Consider the following 15,206-nt stretch of genomic DNA (forward strand, 5'->3'; position numbering starts at 1 on the left):
TAGTTTTTAAAAGTATGAAGAAGAACATAAAGCATTATTACTTATACTTCTTTGCATTAATTTTTAGTGTGACCCTTTGCTTTTCGTTCATCACCATACACTATAACCCTTCTGTTACCGCGGCGTTGGAAGCAAGCGGTACCGCAACGGCAGGTTTTGAATCCATTACGTATGTTTTATATTTTATTTTGATTTTTTTTATTCTTTACGCGAACCAATTATTTATGAAACGCCGCAGTAAAGAAATTGGCTTATATCAATTAATCGGAATGACTAAAGGTTTGATCTTTCGGTTATTATTGATTGAAAATGTAGTATTGTTCACGTTGGCTGTAGGAATCGGGATGGTTTGGGGATTTTTAACTTCTCGTTTTTTTGCGATGATTTTAATGAAGTTAATGTTAAACGACGCAATTGTCAGTTTATCTTTTTCCATGACTGCTTTTTCAAAATCGATCATTATTTTTGCTCTTCTATTAGTGGTGGTCTTGATTCAAATTTTTATTATGATTCGGAAAGCATCGCTGTTATCGCTATTTAATGCAGCAAAAAAAGCCGATGAACGAATTAAAAAGTTCAGCATTTTCCATATGATTATGGGAATCATAGGAATTGGTTTAATTGCATATGGGTATTACGATTCTACAAGATTGTTCAGCGTGGAGGGTGCCACAACAAACAACTTGTTGGTCAATATGTTGCTTATTCTAGGTTCAACAATTTTAGGCACCTATTTATTTTTCCGATATTCCGTGGCACTTATCATGAACTTAATCCGGAAAAGCAAAAAGGGACATTTAAAAATAACAGATGTTTTAGGTGTTACAACAATTATGCACCGCATGAAGGGAAATGCTAGTTCTCTTACATTGATTACTGTGTTGACAGGATTAGCCGTCGGGATTATGACGCTGTCTTATATTTCTTACTACTCTTCAGAATCCAGTGCAAAACAATCTTCTCCATTTGATTATATCTTACTTAATAATAACGGAAATGATTTTTTAGAACAGCTAAAGGCAGAAGGAATTGAATATGAAAAAACAACTTTTCATATTTCTAACGTAAATATTAAAATGTCTGATTTATTTAATTTAGATGAAAAAAATGCTGAGTATATAAATGTCAATCAAGAGGTGGTAACAGCTGCCGTTCCTCTATCAGATTACAAAAAAATAAATCCGGATGTCCATTTGAAAGATGGGGAAATCATGATGACAAGCTACTCAAATGTATTATCTAAATTACTGCCGTTGGAAAGCAAAAAGAAAATTAATGTAAAAACAAGTGAGAAGAATTACTCTTTATTTATTAAAGAAGTAAGAGAGGATGAATTTTTTCTATCAGTGTTAGCGAGTGATAGTTCGCCTGTGTTGATTGTGAAAGATGAATTATTTCATGAATTAGAAAAAGCTCAAAACCCTGCTATTTCAACTCAAATTGGTATTAATTTAGCAAAAGAAAAAGACCGAGAAAGGGCAGAGATAATATTTAAGAACTTGAGGGAAAGTAATGTCATTCAATATGCAAATCTAAAAACTTATAAAGAATATTACGATGAGAATATAGCTATTAGTGGAATGAGTATTTTTGTAACAGGATTTTTGGGATTGGCATTTTTATTGACAACAGGAAGCATTCTTTACTTTAAACAAATGGGTGAAGCGGAAGATGAAAGAGATTCCTATACAATTTTGCGGAAAATCGGATTTTCCAATGGTGAGTTAATGCGCGGAATTTATGTAAAACAATTGTTTAACTTCGGCATGCCGCTTATGATTGGACTTCTTCACAGTTACTTTGCAGTGAAATCCGGCTGGTGGCTGTTTGGTTCAGAGATGACTACGCCAATGATGATTATCAACATATTCTATGTAGCGATGTACACGGTATTTGGCATATTATCTGTTTTGTATTATAAAAAAATAGTAAAAGAAGCATTATAAAGATAGGAAACAATTAAATAGGTAGAGATTAATTTTTAGACTCCATGATCAAGTGGTTGGCAAAATCTTTTGGCCGACCACTTTTTTTCGCATTCATCTTAATTGCTGCAAAGTATTTTTGTTAGTTAAAAAATATGTTCCTATTTATAATAGGAAACATGTTTAATTTTATGAAAGGGCAGCTATATATTTTAATGTAAGGTAGCGGGGAATTTTCAGAATTTTATTGGAGTTGATTTATATAATCTCCTCTTATATACTATAAAACAGTTTAGGGAGTGCAAAACTTGAAAGACCAATAAAATTCGAGAAAACACTTGCTAACAACTATTTTATTGTATATAATGTTGAATGTTGGTCTTTGACTGCGATGAAGCGGGAGGTTGCCGACACACCCGGCCGCTTTGCCATGGCGAGTGTGTGGGAAATTTCCGTGGAGAATGTCTAGTAATTAGGCGATAAAGGAGGGAAAATAATGGCAAAACAAAAGATTCGTATTCGTTTAAAAGCGTATGATCACAGAGTATTAGATCAATCCGCTGAAAAAATTGTTGAAACTGCTAAACGTTCAGGCGCAAGTGTATCAGGTCCGATTCCGTTACCAACGGAAAAAACTGTGTACACAATCCTTCGAGCTGTTCACAAGTATAAAGATTCACGCGAACAATTCGAAATGCGCACTCACAAACGTTTAATCGACATCATTAACCCAACTCCTCAAACAGTTGATGCGTTAATGAAACTTGATTTACCGTCTGGCGTTGACATCGAAATCAAACTTTAATAGTAAAATAAAACTTTTAATTATCACAGGAGGTGTGACAAATGACCAAAGGAATCTTAGGTAGAAAAATCGGTATGACGCAAGTTTTTGCTGAGAACGGCGATTTAATACCAGTAACAGTAATTGAAGCAACTCCAAACGTTGTACTTCAAAAGAAAACTGTTGAAAACGATGGCTACGAAGCAATCCAACTTGGTTTCGAAGATAAGCGCGAAAAGCTTGCTAACAAACCGGAAAAAGGACACGTAGCAAAAGCGAATACTGCTCCTAAGCGCTTCATTCGTGAAATTCGTGGAGTAAACTTAGATGAGTATGAAGTTGGTCAAGAAGTCAAAGTAGATATTTTCGCAGAAGGCGATTGGGTAGATGTAACAGGAGTAACAAAAGGGAAAGGGTTCCAAGGTGTAATTAAACGCCACGGCCAATCTCGTGGACCAATGTCTCACGGTTCTCGTTACCACCGTCGTCCAGGTTCAATGGGACCTATTGCTCCAAACCGAGTATTTAAACAAAAAGCTTTACCTGGTCAAACTGGTGGAGATACAGTAACTATCCAAAACTTACAAATTGTTAAAGTGGATACTGAACGTAACTTACTACTAGTAAAAGGTAATGTTCCTGGTTCTAAAAAATCTTTAGTAACAGTAAAAGCAGCTGTTAAAAAATCTAACTAATTTCTTGAAGAAAGGAGGAAACAGGAATGACAAAGGTAACTGTACTTAGTCAAACAGGTGCTTCTGTTGGAGAAATCGAATTGAATGATGAGATTTTCGGTATCGAACCAAACGAAGCAGTATTATTCGACGCAGTAATCGCTCAACGCGCATCTCTACGTCAAGGTACACATAAAGTAAAAAACCGCTCTGAAGTTTCTGGTGGTGGTAGAAAACCATGGCGCCAAAAAGGAACAGGTCGTGCTCGTCAAGGATCTATCCGTTCTCCACAATGGCGTGGTGGTGGTACTGTATTCGGACCACAACCAAGAAGCTATAGCTATAAATTACCTAAAAAAGTTCGTCGTTTAGCTCTTAAATCTGCATTATCTGCTAAAGTGAACGAGCAAAACTTCCTAGTGTTAGATGCATTGAAATTAGATGCACCTAAAACAAAAGACTTCAAAGAAATTTTAGGTAACTTAAAAATCGAATCAAAAGCATTATTCGTTACAGCTGAATTAGATGAAAACGTGGCATTATCCGCACGTAACATCCCAGGCGTAACAGTTTTAACAGCTTCTGGAATCAACGTTCTTGATTTATTAGGTCATGACAAAGTTGTATTCACGAAAGCTGCAGTAGAAAAAGTTGAGGAGGTGCTTGGATAATGGATGCACGTGATGTAATTAAACGTCCTGTCATTACTGAGCGTTCTTCTGAACTGATGGCTGATAAAAAGTACACTTTCGAAGTTGATCTTCGTGCGAACAAAACACAAGTGAAAGATGCAGTAGAAGAAATCTTCGGCGTAAAAGTGGCTAAAGTCAACATCATGAACTACAAAGGTAAAGTAAAACGTGTAGGTAAATTCCAAGGATTAACAAACAGACGTCGTAAAGCAATCGTAACATTAACACCTGATAGCAAAGAAATTGAATTATTCGATTTCTAATTGTAAAATGAGTTCGTTTTGACATTTAAAGAAGGAGGGAAACAACATGGCGATTAAAAAGTATAAACCAACCTCAAATGGTCGTCGTAACATGACATCATTTGACTTTGCGGAAATCACAACGGATAAACCGGAAAAATCATTATTAGCGCCTTTAAAACGCAAAGCTGGTCGTAACAACCAGGGTAAAATTACTGTTCGTCATCACGGTGGTGGACATAAACGCCAATACCGTATCATCGATTTCAAACGTGATAAAGATGGCATTCCAGGACGCGTTGCTACAATCGAATACGATCCAAACCGTTCTGCTAACATCGCATTAATTAACTATGTTGATGGTGAAAAACGTTATATTATTGCACCAAAAGGATTAAAAGTAGGTCAAGAAATTATTTCTGGTCCAGATGCTGATATTAAAGTAGGTAATGCTTTACCATTAGCAAACATCCCAATGGGTACTACAGTTCACAATATCGAATTAAAACCAGGTAAAGGTGGACAATTAGTACGCTCTGCTGGTGCATCTGCGCAAGTACTTGGACGTGAAGGAAAATACGTAATCGTACGTCTTCAATCTGGTGAAGTTCGTTTAGTATTAGCTACTTGCCGCGCAACAATCGGTCAAGTGGGTAACGAATCTCACGAATTAGTAAACATCGGTAAAGCGGGTCGTTCTCGTTGGTTAGGTAAACGCCCTACAGTTCGCGGTTCTGTAATGAACCCTAATGATCACCCACACGGTGGTGGTGAAGGTAAAGCACCAATCGGTCGCAAATCACCAATGACACCATGGGGTAAACCAGCTCTTGGATACAAGACACGTAAGAAACGTAATAAATCTGATAAATTAATTATTCGTGGACGTAAAAAATAATGTGATAAAGCTACGGTTCGAGCGAAGAGCCGTGGTGAAATCACGGAGGGAGGTTACTAAATGGGTCGCAGCTTGAAAAAAGGACCATTTTGTGATGAACATTTAATGAAAAAGGTAGAAGCACAACAAGGTCTAGACAAAAAACAAGTAATTAAAACTTGGTCTCGCCGTTCTACGATCTTCCCTAACTTCATCGGATTAACAATTGCGGTTTATGATGGACGCAAACATGTTCCGGTATACATCACAGAAGATATGGTAGGTCACAAACTTGGCGAGTTCGTACCAACTCGTACTTATAAAGGTCACGGTGCGGATGACAAAAAAACAAGACGCTAATTTTGAGAGGAGGTAGATCCTGATGACAACAAAAGCTAAAGCCGTTGCTCGCACAGTCCGAATTGCCCCTCGTAAAGTGCGCTTAGTAGTAGATTTAATTAGAGGCAAGCAAGTAGGAGAAGCAGTTGCAATTTTACGTCATACTCCAAAAGCGGCGTCTCCAGTCGTTGAGAAAGTATTAAAATCTGCAGTTGCAAATGCTGAGCACAATTACGAATTAGATCCAAACAACTTATACATTTCTGAAATTTATGTTGATGAAGGACCAACATTAAAACGTTATCGTCCACGTGCGCAAGGACGTGCAAGCGCAATTAATAAACGCACAAGCCACATCACTGTAGTGGTATCTGAGAAGAAGGAGGGTTAATTTTGGGTCAAAAAGTACATCCAAACGGATTGCGAATTGGTATCATTCGTGATTGGGAGTCAAAATGGTACGCTGAAAAAGACTACGCTGAATTACTTCACGAAGATATCAAAATCCGTAAATATATCGAAACTACTTTAAAAGAAGCAGCGATTTCCAAAGTTGAAATCGAACGTGCTGCAAATCGAGTGAACATTACGATTCACACTGCAAAGCCAGGGATGGTAATCGGTAAAGGTGGTACGGAAGTAGAAAACTTACGTAAATACTTAAGCGATATCACTGGTAAACGTGTACACATCAACATCGTTGAAATTAAAAAAGCGGATCTTGATGCAAAATTAGTTGCAGAAAATATCGCTCGTCAACTTGAAAACCGTGTTTCATTCCGTCGTGCTCAAAAACAAGCGATTCAACGCACTATGCGCGCAGGAGCAAAAGGGATTAAAACGCAAGTATCTGGTCGTTTAGGCGGTGCGGATATCGCACGTGCAGAACATTATAGTGAAGGAACTGTACCACTTCATACGCTTCGTGCAGACATCGATTACGCTCACGCAGAAGCAGATACAACATACGGAAAATTAGGTGTAAAAGTATGGATTTATCGTGGTGAGGTCCTTCCTACGAAGAAAAACTCTGCGGAAGGAGGAAAATAATTATGTTAATGCCAAAACGTGTTAAATATCGTCGCGAACATCGTGGTAAAATGCGCGGTCAAGCAAAAGGCGGTCGTGAAGTACAATTTGGTGAATGGGGTCTTCAAGCTCAAACTGCTAGCTGGATCACTAACCGTCAAATTGAAGCCGCTCGTATTGCGATGACTCGTTACATGAAACGTGGCGGTAAAGTTTGGATTAAAATTTTCCCACACAAACCTTATACGAAAAAACCTCTTGAGGTACGTATGGGTTCCGGTAAAGGTTCTCCAGAAGGTTGGGTAGCTGTAGTAAAACCAGGAAAAGTTATGTTTGAAGTTGCAGGTGTTTCTGAAGAAGTTGCACGCGAAGCGCTTCGTTTGGCATCACATAAACTTCCTGTGAAATGTAAAATTGTGAAACGTCAAGAAACTGGTGGTGATTCTAATGAAAGCTAAAGAAATCCGTGAACTTGCCACTTCTGAAATCGAATTAAAAGTAAAATCACTGAAAGAAGAGCTTTTCAACCTTCGCTTCCAATTGGCGACTGGTCAATTAGAAAACACAGCTCGCATTCGTGAAGTTCGTAAAGCGATTGCGCGTATGAAAACTGTGATTCGTGAAAGAGAAATCAGTGGAGATAACTGATAAAGGAGGTCCGCTAATATGACTGAGCGTAAACAGCGCAAAGTTTACACTGGCCGTGTAGTTTCAGACAAAATGGACAAAACAATCGTTGTCCTAGTTGAAACTTATAAAAAACACAAATTATACGGCAAGCGTGTAAAGTATTCTAAAAAATTCAAAGCTCACGATGAGCACAACGAAGCAAAAGTCGGTGACATCGTACGCATTATGGAAACACGCCCGCTATCAGCTACAAAGCATTTCCGTCTTGTAGAAGTAGTAGAAAAAGCGGTTATTATTTAATAGAAATTCGGAAAATACGTGAATTCCGAAGGGAGGTAACCTAAGTGATCCAACAAGAATCTCGTTTAAAAGTTGCTGACAACTCAGGTGCACGTGAAGTGTTAACAATTAAAGTGCTTGGTGGTTCTGGTCGTAAAACTGCAAACATCGGTGATATTATCGTTTGCACAGTTAAGAAAGCAACACCAGGAGGCGTTGTTAAGAAAGGTGACGTTGTAAAAGCCGTTGTAGTACGTACTAAATCTGGTGTTCGCCGTAAAGATGGCACTTACATTAAATTTGACGAAAACGCATGCGTTATCATCAGAGACGATAAGTCACCGCGTGGTACTCGTATTTTCGGACCGGTTGCACGTGAGTTACGCGATAACAACTTTATGAAAATCATTTCCCTAGCTCCAGAAGTTCTTTAATTATCTGATAGTACCAATTAAGGAGGTGCGACACATAATGCATGTTAAAAAGGGCGACAAAGTAAAAGTTATTACAGGAAAAGACAAAGGTAAAGAAGGTATCGTACTTGCTGCTTTTCCAAAAAAAGATCGGGTAATTGTTGAAGGTGTAAACATCGTTAAAAAACACGTAAAACCTAATCAATTAAACCCACAAGGTGGTATTGTAAGCCAAGAAGCACCAATCCACGTTTCGAACGTTATGCTAATCGATCCAAAAACTGGCGAGCCGACTCGTGTAGGTTATAAAATCGAAAATGGCAAAAAAGTTCGTGTTGCAAAAAAATCTGGTGCAGTAATCGACTAATAAGAAATTTTGAAAGGAGGTACAAACATGAACCGCCTAAAAGAAAAATACAACAACGAAGTAGTTCCTGCTTTAATGAGCAAGTTTGGATATAAATCAATCATGCAAGTTCCAAAAGTTGAAAAAATCGTAGTTAACATGGGTGTTGGTGACGCAGTACAGAACTCTAAAGCATTAGATGCTGCAGTTGAAGAACTAGCTATTATTACTGGTCAAAAACCTGTTGTTACTAGAGCGAAAAAATCAATCGCTGGATTCCGTTTACGTGAAGGGATGCCAATTGGTGCAAAAGTTACATTACGTGGTGAACGTATGTATGATTTCCTTGATAAATTAATTTCTATCGCACTTCCGCGTGTACGCGACTTCCGCGGTGTTTCTAAAAAAGCGTTTGATGGTCGTGGAAACTACACTTTAGGTGTTAAAGAACAATTGATTTTCCCTGAAATCGATTACGATAAAGTTTCAAAAGTGCGCGGTATGGATATCGTGATCGTAACGACAGCGAACTCTGATGAAGAAGCTCGCGAGTTATTGACACAATTCGGTATGCCGTTCCAAAAATAATAAAAGGAGGGCGAAAACGTGGCAAAAAAATCAATGATCGTTAAACAAAAACGTAAACCTAAGTTTAAAGTACAAGAATACACACGTTGTGAACGCTGTGGTCGTCCACACTCTGTATATCGTAAATTTAAACTTTGCCGTATTTGTTTCCGTGAACTTGCATATAAAGGACAAATTCCTGGTGTGAAAAAAGCTAGCTGGTAATCCCCAAAAAATGGGAAGGAGGTAATAAGAATATGACAATGACAGATCCAATTGCAGATATGCTAACTCGCATCCGTAATGCGAACATGGTTCGTCACGAAAAGTTAGAAGTACCGGCTTCCAACATTAAAAAGGAAATCGCTGAAATCCTTAAGCGAGAAGGCTTCATCCGTGACGTTGAATATATCGATGACAACAAACAAGGTATCATCCGTATTTTCTTAAAATATGGAAAAAATAACGAACGTGTAATTACTGGATTAAAACGTATTTCTAAACCAGGTTTACGCGTATATGCGAAAACTGACGAAATTCCAAAAGTGTTAAACGGCTTAGGTATCGCAATTCTTTCAACTTCTCAAGGCGTGTTAACTGATAAAGAAGCACGTGCTAAAAAAGTGGGCGGAGAAGTTTTAGCTTACGTTTGGTAATAAGTAATTTGTGAATGGAGGTGCAATGAAATGTCTCGTGTAGGTAAAAAACCGATCGAAGTTCCTGCTAACGTTACAGTAACAGTTGCTGAGGACAACACTGTAACAGTAAAAGGACCGAAAGGCGAACTAACTCGTCAATTCAATCAAGATATGAAAATCGAGCAAGAAGGCAACGTAATTACTGTTGTTCGCCCTTCTGATTCAAAAGAACACCGTACAATCCACGGTACAACTCGTGCGTTACTTGCAAACATGGTGAAAGGTGTATCTGAAGGATTCTCTCGTTCTTTAGAACTTATTGGGGTTGGGTACCGTGCTCAATTACAAGGGAAAAAACTTGTATTAAACGTTGGTTACTCACATCCTGTTGAATTCACTGCTGAACCAGGTATCGAAATCGAAGTTCCTTCAAATACAAAAGTTGTTGTTAAAGGAATTGACAAAGAACGTGTAGGTGCATTCGCAGCTGACATTCGCGCTGTACGTCCACCTGAACCATATAAAGGTAAAGGTATTCGTTACGAAGGCGAATATGTACGTCGTAAAGAAGGTAAAACAGGTAAATAATGCTAGCTAAGCGTTAGAAAGGAGTGACCACTGTGATTACGAAACTAGATAAAAATAAAGTTCGTAAAAAACGTCATGCACGCGTGCGTACAAAAATCCACGGTACACCTGAACGTCCACGTTTAAACGTTTACCGTTCTAACAAAAACATTTACGCACAAATCATTGACGATGTTGCAGGACATACACTTGTTAGTGCTTCAACATTAGAAAAAGATTTCGAAGGTGCTGGCAACAATAAAGAGGCTGCAGCAAAAGTTGGCGAATTGATTGCAAAACGTGCATTAGAGAAAAATATTACTACAGTTGTATTTGACCGTGGTGGTTATTTATATCATGGACGTGTAAAAGCATTAGCAGATGCTGCACGCGAAAACGGTTTACAATTTTAATAAGAAGGAGGGACATACTTCATGAGTCGTATTGACGCAAGCAAACTGGAACTTGAAGAACGCGTTGTAACGATTAACCGCGTTGCGAAAGTTGTTAAAGGTGGACGTCGCTTCCGCTTCTCAGCTTTAGTAGTAGTAGGAGATAAAAACGGTCATGTAGGATTTGGTACTGGTAAAGCTCAAGAAGTACCAGATGCGATTCGTAAAGCTGTAGAAGATGCGAAGAAAAACTTAATCGAAGTACCACGTGTAGGTGGAACTATTCCACACGAGGTAATTGGTCACTTCGGTGCAGGAGAAATTTTAATGAAACCTGCTTCTGAAGGTACTGGAGTAATTGCTGGTGGACCAGTACGTGCAGTACTTGACTTAGCAGGAATTACGGATATCCTATCAAAATCTCTAGGTTCTAACACACCAATCAATATGGTACGTGCTACAGTTGAGGGATTAAAACAATTAAAACGTGCTGAAGAAGTTGCAAAACTTCGTGGTAAAACAGTAGAAGAGCTATTAGGATAAGGGGGGATAATCATGGCTAACAAATTAGAAATCACCCTCAAAAGATCTGTAATCGGAGCTAATGAAAAACAACGTAAAACAGTTGAAGCTTTAGGCTTAAAAAAGGTTAATTCTACTGTAGAACATGCAGATAATCCAGCTATTCGTGGTATGATTAATAAAGTGTCACACTTAGTATCAGTTAAAGAAATTTAATGATTTATAAAATGTACAAGGAGGTGCCACCTATAATGAAACTTCATGAACTTAAACCAGCAGAAGGTTCACGTAAAAAACGTAACCGTGTTGGTCGTGGTATCGGTTCTGGTAACGGTAAAACTTCTGGTCGCGGTCAAAAAGGTCAAAACGCTCGTTCTGGAGGCGGTGTACGTCCAGGATTTGAAGGTGGTCAAAACCCACTATTCCGTCGTTTACCAAAACGTGGATTTACAAATGTGAACCGTAAAGAATATGCAATCGTGAACCTAGATGCATTAAATCGTTTCGAAGATGGTGCAGAAGTTACACCTGCATTATTGATTGAAACAGGTATCGTGAGCAAAGAAAAAGCTGGTATTAAGGTTCTTGGTAACGGAACGCTTAATAAAAAGCTTAACGTGAAAGCTCACAAGTTCTCTGCTTCTGCGAAAGAAGCTATCGAGAACGCCGGCGGAACAGCTGAGGTGATTTAATGTTTCAAACATTCGCAAACTTTATGCGCGTTCGTGATATTCGAAACAAAATCTTTTTCACATTATTAATGCTTATCGTCTTTCGTTTAGGAACATTCATCCCTGTACCTAACGTAGATGCAGATGTATTAAAAGTAACGGATCAATTTAACTTAGTTGGTTTTCTTAACGTGTTTGGTGGCGGTGCATTAGCAAACTTCTCAATCTTTGCATTGGGAATTATGCCTTATATCACTGCCTCAATCATTGTTCAATTGTTACAAATGGATGTCGTGCCTAAGTTTGCAGAATGGGGACGTCAAGGTGAAGTAGGTCGCCGGAAGTTAGCCCAATTTACCCGCTACTTTACTGTAGTGTTAGCTTTCATCCAAGCCTTCGCTATGTCATTCGGTTTTAACCAATTATATGGTGGAACATTAATTACAGATACTAGTGTTTTATCTTATTTGACAATAGCAATTGTGCTTACGGCTGGTACAGCATTTTTGTTATGGCTTGGTGAGCAAATTACCGCACACGGCGTTGGTAATGGTATTTCAATCATTATCTTTGCTGGTATTGTCGCTGCAATACCTACAACGGTTAACCAAATTTATGCTCAACAAATTGAAGGTGCAGGGGATCAACTATTCATCCGCATTGTCGTTTTAGTACTTCTTGCATTAATAATGTTGGCTATAATTGTTGGAGTAATTTACGTACAACAAGCGTTACGTAAGATTCCAATTCAGTATGCAAAAAGAGTTTCCGGTCGAGCAATGAATGTTGGTGCACAACAAACGCACTTACCTTTAAAAGTGAACGCTGCAGGAGTTATTCCAGTAATCTTCGCAGTAGCGTTCATTATTACACCTCAGACTTTAGCTGCGTTCTTCGGTGAGAACAAAATCACCACGTTCATTATCAACACGTTTGACTATACTAAACCTGTTGGAATGATTATTTATATTGCTTTAATTATTGCGTTTACTTATTTCTACGCATTTATTCAAGTAAATCCCGAACGCGTTGCAGATAACCTGAAAAAACAAGGTGCATATATTCCTGGAATTCGTCCAGGGAATGATACACAAAACTACTTAACAAAAGTGTTATATCGTTTAACATTTGTTGGTGCTCTGTTTTTGACTGTTGTTTCGATTTTGCCAATTTTATTCATTAATTTTATGAATTTACCGGCTTCCGCTCAAATTGGTGGAACGAGTGTTATCATCGTTGTCGGTGTGGCATTAGAAACAATGAAACAATTAGAAGCCCAACTAGTTAAGCGTCATTATAAAGGCTTTATGAAATAAATGTTGGTTAGGAAACATTATTGTTTCCTAAGCCAGCACTTAGGAGGGAAATAACCGTATGAATATCGTTTTAATGGGCTTGCCAGGTGCTGGTAAAGGTACGCAAGCAGAAAAAATCGTGAATAAGTACGAAATCCCTCATATTTCTACAGGTGATATGTTCCGTGCTGCTATCAGTCAAGGTACGGAACTAGGTCTTAAAGCGAAATCCTATATGGATCAAGGTGCATTAGTTCCAGACGAGGTTACTATTGGCATCGTGCGCGAAAGACTTGCACAAAAAGACTGTGAAAATGGATTCTTACTTGATGGGTTCCCACGCACGGTTCCTCAAGCAGAAGCATTAGATAACATCTTAGAAGAACTTGGGAAAAAAATCGATCATGTGATTAATATCCAAGTTGAAAAAGATGAACTAGTTGCACGTTTAAGCGGTCGTCGTATCTGTAAAACTTGCGGCACTACTTATCACGTTATTTTTAATCCTCCTAAAGTGGAAGGAAAATGTGATAAGGATGGCGGAGAATTATACACTCGAGCTGATGACAATCCTGAGACGGTTGCTAATCGCCTGGAAGTAAATATGAAACAAGCACAACCTTTACTTGATTTTTATGAATCTAAAGGTTTATTAACAAATATTAATGGTCAGCAAGAGATTGAAAAAGTGTTTGCTGATCTTGACGCTCTATTATTACAGGGCAGTCGCAGCTGATACCCGTCATTCTTTCGAAAGTCATAATACTTTTCGCGAGGGGTAATCGGAGGCAACATAAAATATTGAGAGTTGCAAAAGCATATTAGTGCCCGGTATACACTACTTGCGAAAGTGCTTATACTTACTTAGAAAGTTCTTTTGTGAAGAGTGTTATGGGTTTCGTGGAAGCATCAAGTGAACGGGTGTGAATTTTCCATGATATCCGGACATTTTAACAAAGGAATACAGTTTCCTTACCGGATCTGTTCATTCCCTGGATTGTGTGAAGCGAAACCAGACGAGCGTCTTTCGAACATCTCTCATACAATCCAACGTTTGTTAATGGAGTTGCTTCTAACCTGTAAAATCTGTTGCGAGTGTTCTCTAGGGAGAACGATTTAGCACATATAGAAGGGAGACAGGGTTGATGGCGAAAGACGATGTAATTGAAGTCGAAGGAACAGTTGTTGAGACTTTGCCAAACGCGATGTTTAAGGTAGAATTAGAAAATGGGCACACGGTGCTTGCACACGTTTCCGGAAAGATTCGTATGCATTTCATTCGAATTTTACCTGGAGATAAGGTTACTATTGAGTTATCTCCTTATGATTTAACTCGCGGTCGTATCACATACCGTTTTAAATAATCTTTTGCACTCCGAAGACTAAGGAGGTTGAGTTAAATGAAAGTGAGACCATCTGTAAAACCGATTTGCGAAAAATGTAAAGTTATTCGCCGACGCGGTAAAGTAATGGTAATCTGTGAAAATCCAAAACACAAACAAAAACAAGGATAATTTTTAAGGAGGTGCGAATAAATGGCACGTATTGCTGGTGTTGATATTCCTCGCGATAAACGCGTAGTAATTTCATTAACTTATATTTATGGTGTTGGTAAACCAACTGCTCAAAAAGTATTAGCTGCAGCTGGTGTATCTGAAGATACTCGTGTACGTGATCTTACTGAAGATGAATTAGACAGAATCCGTACAGAATTAGATAAGTACAAAATTGAAGGTGACTTACGTCGTGAAGTATCACTAAACATTAAACGTTTAATGGAAATTGGTTGCTACCGTGGTATCCGTCACCGTCGTGGTCTACCTGTTCGTGGACAAAATACGAAAAACAATGCACGTACTCGTAAAGGTCCTCGTAAAACTGTTGCGAACAAGAAAAAATAATAAGTAAAGGGGGTTCCTTCCGTAATGGCTCGTAAACAACAATCACGTAAACGTCGTGTGAAAAAGAATATCGAATCAGGTATTGCACACATTCGTTCTACATTTAACAATACAATCGTAACGATTACTGATATGCAAGGGAATGCAGTTTCTTGGTCAAGTGCAGGTGCTCTTGGATTCAAAGGTTCTCGTAAATCTACTCCATACGCTGCTCAAATGGCTGCTGAAGCCGCTGCTAAAGCTTCCCTTGAGCATGGTTTAAAAACGTTAGAAGTAACTGTTAAAGGTCCAGGTGCAGGTCGTGAAGCGGCTATCCGTGCACTTCAAGCTGCAGGACTTGAAGTAACAGCAATTAAAGATGTTACACCAGTTCCACATAACGGTTGCCGTCCGCCAAAACGTCGTCGTGTGTAATGGGTGCAA

The 15,206-nt window shown here is 38.6% G+C and carries 28 protein-coding genes; all 28 read left to right on the top strand.

The window, feature by feature from the left end; genetic code table 11:
- Positions 1–14: 14 nt before the first annotated feature.
- The 28 genes from NSQ18_RS07665 (at position 15) to rpsK (ending at position 15,197) form a co-directional block, all read left to right on the top strand.
- Entirely contained in the window at positions 15–1,946 is a 1,932-nt protein-coding gene (locus NSQ18_RS07665) for an ABC transporter permease (RefSeq protein WP_339287607.1), read from the top strand.
- A 475-nt stretch (positions 1,947–2,421) separates the two neighbouring features.
- Positions 2,422–2,730, top strand: coding sequence for a 30S ribosomal protein S10 (gene rpsJ / locus NSQ18_RS07670; RefSeq protein WP_016839367.1), 309 nt, complete (start codon positions 2,422–2,424; stop codon positions 2,728–2,730).
- Between the two features lie 41 nt (positions 2,731–2,771).
- The gene (gene rplC / locus NSQ18_RS07675) at positions 2,772–3,404 is read left to right on the top strand and encodes a 50S ribosomal protein L3 (protein ID WP_016839368.1); all 633 of its coding nucleotides are present in this window, start codon (positions 2,772–2,774) and stop codon (positions 3,402–3,404) included.
- 26 nt (positions 3,405–3,430) lie between these two features.
- Positions 3,431–4,054 (top strand): 50S ribosomal protein L4, encoded by a 624-nt coding sequence (gene rplD, locus NSQ18_RS07680; protein ID WP_016839369.1) that lies wholly within the window; start codon positions 3,431–3,433, stop codon positions 4,052–4,054.
- A complete protein-coding gene (rplW, locus tag NSQ18_RS07685; RefSeq protein WP_016839370.1) occupies positions 4,054–4,338 on the top strand; it encodes a 50S ribosomal protein L23 in 285 nt (94 codons plus the stop codon). Before rplD ends, rplW begins: the two co-directional genes overlap by 1 nt.
- Positions 4,339–4,384: 46 nt before the next feature.
- Complete coding sequence (gene rplB / locus NSQ18_RS07690) at positions 4,385–5,215, top strand: 50S ribosomal protein L2 (protein ID WP_016839371.1); 831 nt, start codon at positions 4,385–4,387, stop codon at positions 5,213–5,215.
- Between the two features lie 60 nt (positions 5,216–5,275).
- Positions 5,276–5,554, top strand: a complete 279-nt coding sequence (rpsS, locus tag NSQ18_RS07695; RefSeq protein WP_016839372.1) for a 30S ribosomal protein S19 — start codon at positions 5,276–5,278, stop codon at positions 5,552–5,554.
- A 22-nt stretch (positions 5,555–5,576) separates the two neighbouring features.
- Entirely contained in the window at positions 5,577–5,924 is a 348-nt protein-coding gene (gene rplV, locus NSQ18_RS07700; RefSeq protein WP_016839373.1) for a 50S ribosomal protein L22, read from the top strand.
- A gap of 2 nt (positions 5,925–5,926) precedes the next feature.
- Positions 5,927–6,583 carry a 30S ribosomal protein S3 gene (rpsC, locus tag NSQ18_RS07705; protein WP_016839374.1) on the top strand — a complete coding sequence of 219 codons (657 nt, stop codon included), beginning with the start codon at positions 5,927–5,929 and terminating at the stop codon, positions 6,581–6,583.
- Between the two features lie 2 nt (positions 6,584–6,585).
- Positions 6,586–7,020 carry a 50S ribosomal protein L16 gene (gene rplP, locus NSQ18_RS07710; RefSeq protein ID WP_016839375.1) on the top strand — a complete coding sequence of 145 codons (435 nt, stop codon included), beginning with the start codon at positions 6,586–6,588 and terminating at the stop codon, positions 7,018–7,020.
- Positions 7,010–7,210: a 50S ribosomal protein L29 gene (gene rpmC / locus NSQ18_RS07715; protein ID WP_016839376.1), complete on the top strand. Its 201-nt coding sequence runs from the start codon at positions 7,010–7,012 to the stop codon at positions 7,208–7,210. Before rplP ends, rpmC begins: the two co-directional genes overlap by 11 nt.
- Positions 7,211–7,228: 18 nt before the next feature.
- The gene (gene rpsQ, locus NSQ18_RS07720; protein WP_016839377.1) at positions 7,229–7,492 is read left to right on the top strand and encodes a 30S ribosomal protein S17; all 264 of its coding nucleotides are present in this window, start codon (positions 7,229–7,231) and stop codon (positions 7,490–7,492) included.
- A 44-nt stretch (positions 7,493–7,536) separates the two neighbouring features.
- Positions 7,537–7,905, top strand: coding sequence for a 50S ribosomal protein L14 (gene rplN / locus NSQ18_RS07725; RefSeq protein WP_016839378.1), 369 nt, complete (start codon positions 7,537–7,539; stop codon positions 7,903–7,905).
- A 37-nt stretch (positions 7,906–7,942) separates the two neighbouring features.
- Positions 7,943–8,251 (top strand): 50S ribosomal protein L24, encoded by a 309-nt coding sequence (gene rplX / locus NSQ18_RS07730; protein WP_016839379.1) that lies wholly within the window; start codon positions 7,943–7,945, stop codon positions 8,249–8,251.
- Positions 8,252–8,278: 27 nt separating this feature from the next.
- Positions 8,279–8,818, top strand: a complete 540-nt coding sequence (rplE, locus tag NSQ18_RS07735; RefSeq protein WP_016839380.1) for a 50S ribosomal protein L5 — start codon at positions 8,279–8,281, stop codon at positions 8,816–8,818.
- Positions 8,819–8,836: 18 nt separating this feature from the next.
- The gene (locus NSQ18_RS07740) at positions 8,837–9,022 is read left to right on the top strand and encodes a type Z 30S ribosomal protein S14 (protein WP_016839381.1); all 186 of its coding nucleotides are present in this window, start codon (positions 8,837–8,839) and stop codon (positions 9,020–9,022) included.
- A gap of 32 nt (positions 9,023–9,054) precedes the next feature.
- The gene (gene rpsH, locus NSQ18_RS07745; protein WP_096550071.1) at positions 9,055–9,453 is read left to right on the top strand and encodes a 30S ribosomal protein S8; all 399 of its coding nucleotides are present in this window, start codon (positions 9,055–9,057) and stop codon (positions 9,451–9,453) included.
- Positions 9,454–9,483: 30 nt separating this feature from the next.
- On the top strand, positions 9,484–10,023 hold the full coding sequence (gene rplF, locus NSQ18_RS07750) for a 50S ribosomal protein L6 (protein WP_016839383.1): 540 nt from the start codon (positions 9,484–9,486) through the stop codon (positions 10,021–10,023).
- A gap of 32 nt (positions 10,024–10,055) precedes the next feature.
- A complete protein-coding gene (gene rplR / locus NSQ18_RS07755) occupies positions 10,056–10,415 on the top strand; it encodes a 50S ribosomal protein L18 (protein ID WP_168412721.1) in 360 nt (119 codons plus the stop codon).
- Between the two features lie 21 nt (positions 10,416–10,436).
- Complete coding sequence (gene rpsE / locus NSQ18_RS07760; RefSeq protein WP_339287615.1) at positions 10,437–10,937, top strand: 30S ribosomal protein S5; 501 nt, start codon at positions 10,437–10,439, stop codon at positions 10,935–10,937.
- Between the two features lie 12 nt (positions 10,938–10,949).
- On the top strand, positions 10,950–11,132 hold the full coding sequence (gene rpmD / locus NSQ18_RS07765) for a 50S ribosomal protein L30 (RefSeq protein WP_016839386.1): 183 nt from the start codon (positions 10,950–10,952) through the stop codon (positions 11,130–11,132).
- Positions 11,133–11,167: 35 nt separating this feature from the next.
- Positions 11,168–11,608: a 50S ribosomal protein L15 gene (gene rplO / locus NSQ18_RS07770; protein WP_016839387.1), complete on the top strand. Its 441-nt coding sequence runs from the start codon at positions 11,168–11,170 to the stop codon at positions 11,606–11,608.
- A complete protein-coding gene (gene secY, locus NSQ18_RS07775) occupies positions 11,608–12,903 on the top strand; it encodes a preprotein translocase subunit SecY (protein ID WP_016839388.1) in 1,296 nt (431 codons plus the stop codon). Before rplO ends, secY begins: the two co-directional genes overlap by 1 nt.
- 58 nt (positions 12,904–12,961) lie before the next feature.
- Entirely contained in the window at positions 12,962–13,618 is a 657-nt protein-coding gene (locus NSQ18_RS07780; protein ID WP_339287617.1) for an adenylate kinase, read from the top strand.
- Positions 13,619–14,027: 409 nt separating this feature from the next.
- Positions 14,028–14,246 (top strand): translation initiation factor IF-1, encoded by a 219-nt coding sequence (gene infA, locus NSQ18_RS07785; RefSeq protein ID WP_016839390.1) that lies wholly within the window; start codon positions 14,028–14,030, stop codon positions 14,244–14,246.
- A gap of 36 nt (positions 14,247–14,282) precedes the next feature.
- Positions 14,283–14,396, top strand: a complete 114-nt coding sequence (gene rpmJ / locus NSQ18_RS07790; RefSeq protein ID WP_000868344.1) for a 50S ribosomal protein L36 — start codon at positions 14,283–14,285, stop codon at positions 14,394–14,396.
- 21 nt (positions 14,397–14,417) lie between these two features.
- Positions 14,418–14,783, top strand: coding sequence for a 30S ribosomal protein S13 (gene rpsM, locus NSQ18_RS07795; RefSeq protein ID WP_016839391.1), 366 nt, complete (start codon positions 14,418–14,420; stop codon positions 14,781–14,783).
- 24 nt (positions 14,784–14,807) lie between these two features.
- Positions 14,808–15,197: a 30S ribosomal protein S11 gene (gene rpsK, locus NSQ18_RS07800; RefSeq protein WP_016839392.1), complete on the top strand. Its 390-nt coding sequence runs from the start codon at positions 14,808–14,810 to the stop codon at positions 15,195–15,197.
- Positions 15,198–15,206: the final 9 nt, after the last annotated feature.

Origin of the sequence: Ureibacillus sp. FSL K6-0786 (genome assembly GCF_037965165.1) — a bacterium.
GTDB lineage: Bacteria > Bacillota > Bacilli > Bacillales_A > Planococcaceae > Ureibacillus > Ureibacillus thermosphaericus.

Coding starts and splice junctions, on each gene's coding strand:
- NSQ18_RS07665 (WP_339287607.1), top strand. CDS start 15: ATGAAGAAGAACATAAAGCATTATTACTTATACTTCTTTGCATTAATT.
- rpsJ (WP_016839367.1), top strand. CDS start 2,422: ATGGCAAAACAAAAGATTCGTATTCGTTTAAAAGCGTATGATCACAGA.
- rplC (WP_016839368.1), top strand. CDS start 2,772: ATGACCAAAGGAATCTTAGGTAGAAAAATCGGTATGACGCAAGTTTTT.
- rplD (WP_016839369.1), top strand. CDS start 3,431: ATGACAAAGGTAACTGTACTTAGTCAAACAGGTGCTTCTGTTGGAGAA.
- rplW (WP_016839370.1), top strand. CDS start 4,054: ATGGATGCACGTGATGTAATTAAACGTCCTGTCATTACTGAGCGTTCT.
- rplB (WP_016839371.1), top strand. CDS start 4,385: ATGGCGATTAAAAAGTATAAACCAACCTCAAATGGTCGTCGTAACATG.
- rpsS (WP_016839372.1), top strand. CDS start 5,276: ATGGGTCGCAGCTTGAAAAAAGGACCATTTTGTGATGAACATTTAATG.
- rplV (WP_016839373.1), top strand. CDS start 5,577: ATGACAACAAAAGCTAAAGCCGTTGCTCGCACAGTCCGAATTGCCCCT.
- rplP (WP_016839375.1), top strand. CDS start 6,586: ATGTTAATGCCAAAACGTGTTAAATATCGTCGCGAACATCGTGGTAAA.
- rpmC (WP_016839376.1), top strand. CDS start 7,010: ATGAAAGCTAAAGAAATCCGTGAACTTGCCACTTCTGAAATCGAATTA.
- rpsQ (WP_016839377.1), top strand. CDS start 7,229: ATGACTGAGCGTAAACAGCGCAAAGTTTACACTGGCCGTGTAGTTTCA.
- rplX (WP_016839379.1), top strand. CDS start 7,943: ATGCATGTTAAAAAGGGCGACAAAGTAAAAGTTATTACAGGAAAAGAC.
- rplE (WP_016839380.1), top strand. CDS start 8,279: ATGAACCGCCTAAAAGAAAAATACAACAACGAAGTAGTTCCTGCTTTA.
- rpsH (WP_096550071.1), top strand. CDS start 9,055: ATGACAATGACAGATCCAATTGCAGATATGCTAACTCGCATCCGTAAT.
- rplF (WP_016839383.1), top strand. CDS start 9,484: ATGTCTCGTGTAGGTAAAAAACCGATCGAAGTTCCTGCTAACGTTACA.
- rpsE (WP_339287615.1), top strand. CDS start 10,437: ATGAGTCGTATTGACGCAAGCAAACTGGAACTTGAAGAACGCGTTGTA.
- rpmD (WP_016839386.1), top strand. CDS start 10,950: ATGGCTAACAAATTAGAAATCACCCTCAAAAGATCTGTAATCGGAGCT.
- rplO (WP_016839387.1), top strand. CDS start 11,168: ATGAAACTTCATGAACTTAAACCAGCAGAAGGTTCACGTAAAAAACGT.
- secY (WP_016839388.1), top strand. CDS start 11,608: ATGTTTCAAACATTCGCAAACTTTATGCGCGTTCGTGATATTCGAAAC.
- NSQ18_RS07780 (WP_339287617.1), top strand. CDS start 12,962: ATGAATATCGTTTTAATGGGCTTGCCAGGTGCTGGTAAAGGTACGCAA.
- infA (WP_016839390.1), top strand. CDS start 14,028: ATGGCGAAAGACGATGTAATTGAAGTCGAAGGAACAGTTGTTGAGACT.
- rpmJ (WP_000868344.1), top strand. CDS start 14,283: ATGAAAGTGAGACCATCTGTAAAACCGATTTGCGAAAAATGTAAAGTT.
- rpsM (WP_016839391.1), top strand. CDS start 14,418: ATGGCACGTATTGCTGGTGTTGATATTCCTCGCGATAAACGCGTAGTA.
- rpsK (WP_016839392.1), top strand. CDS start 14,808: ATGGCTCGTAAACAACAATCACGTAAACGTCGTGTGAAAAAGAATATC.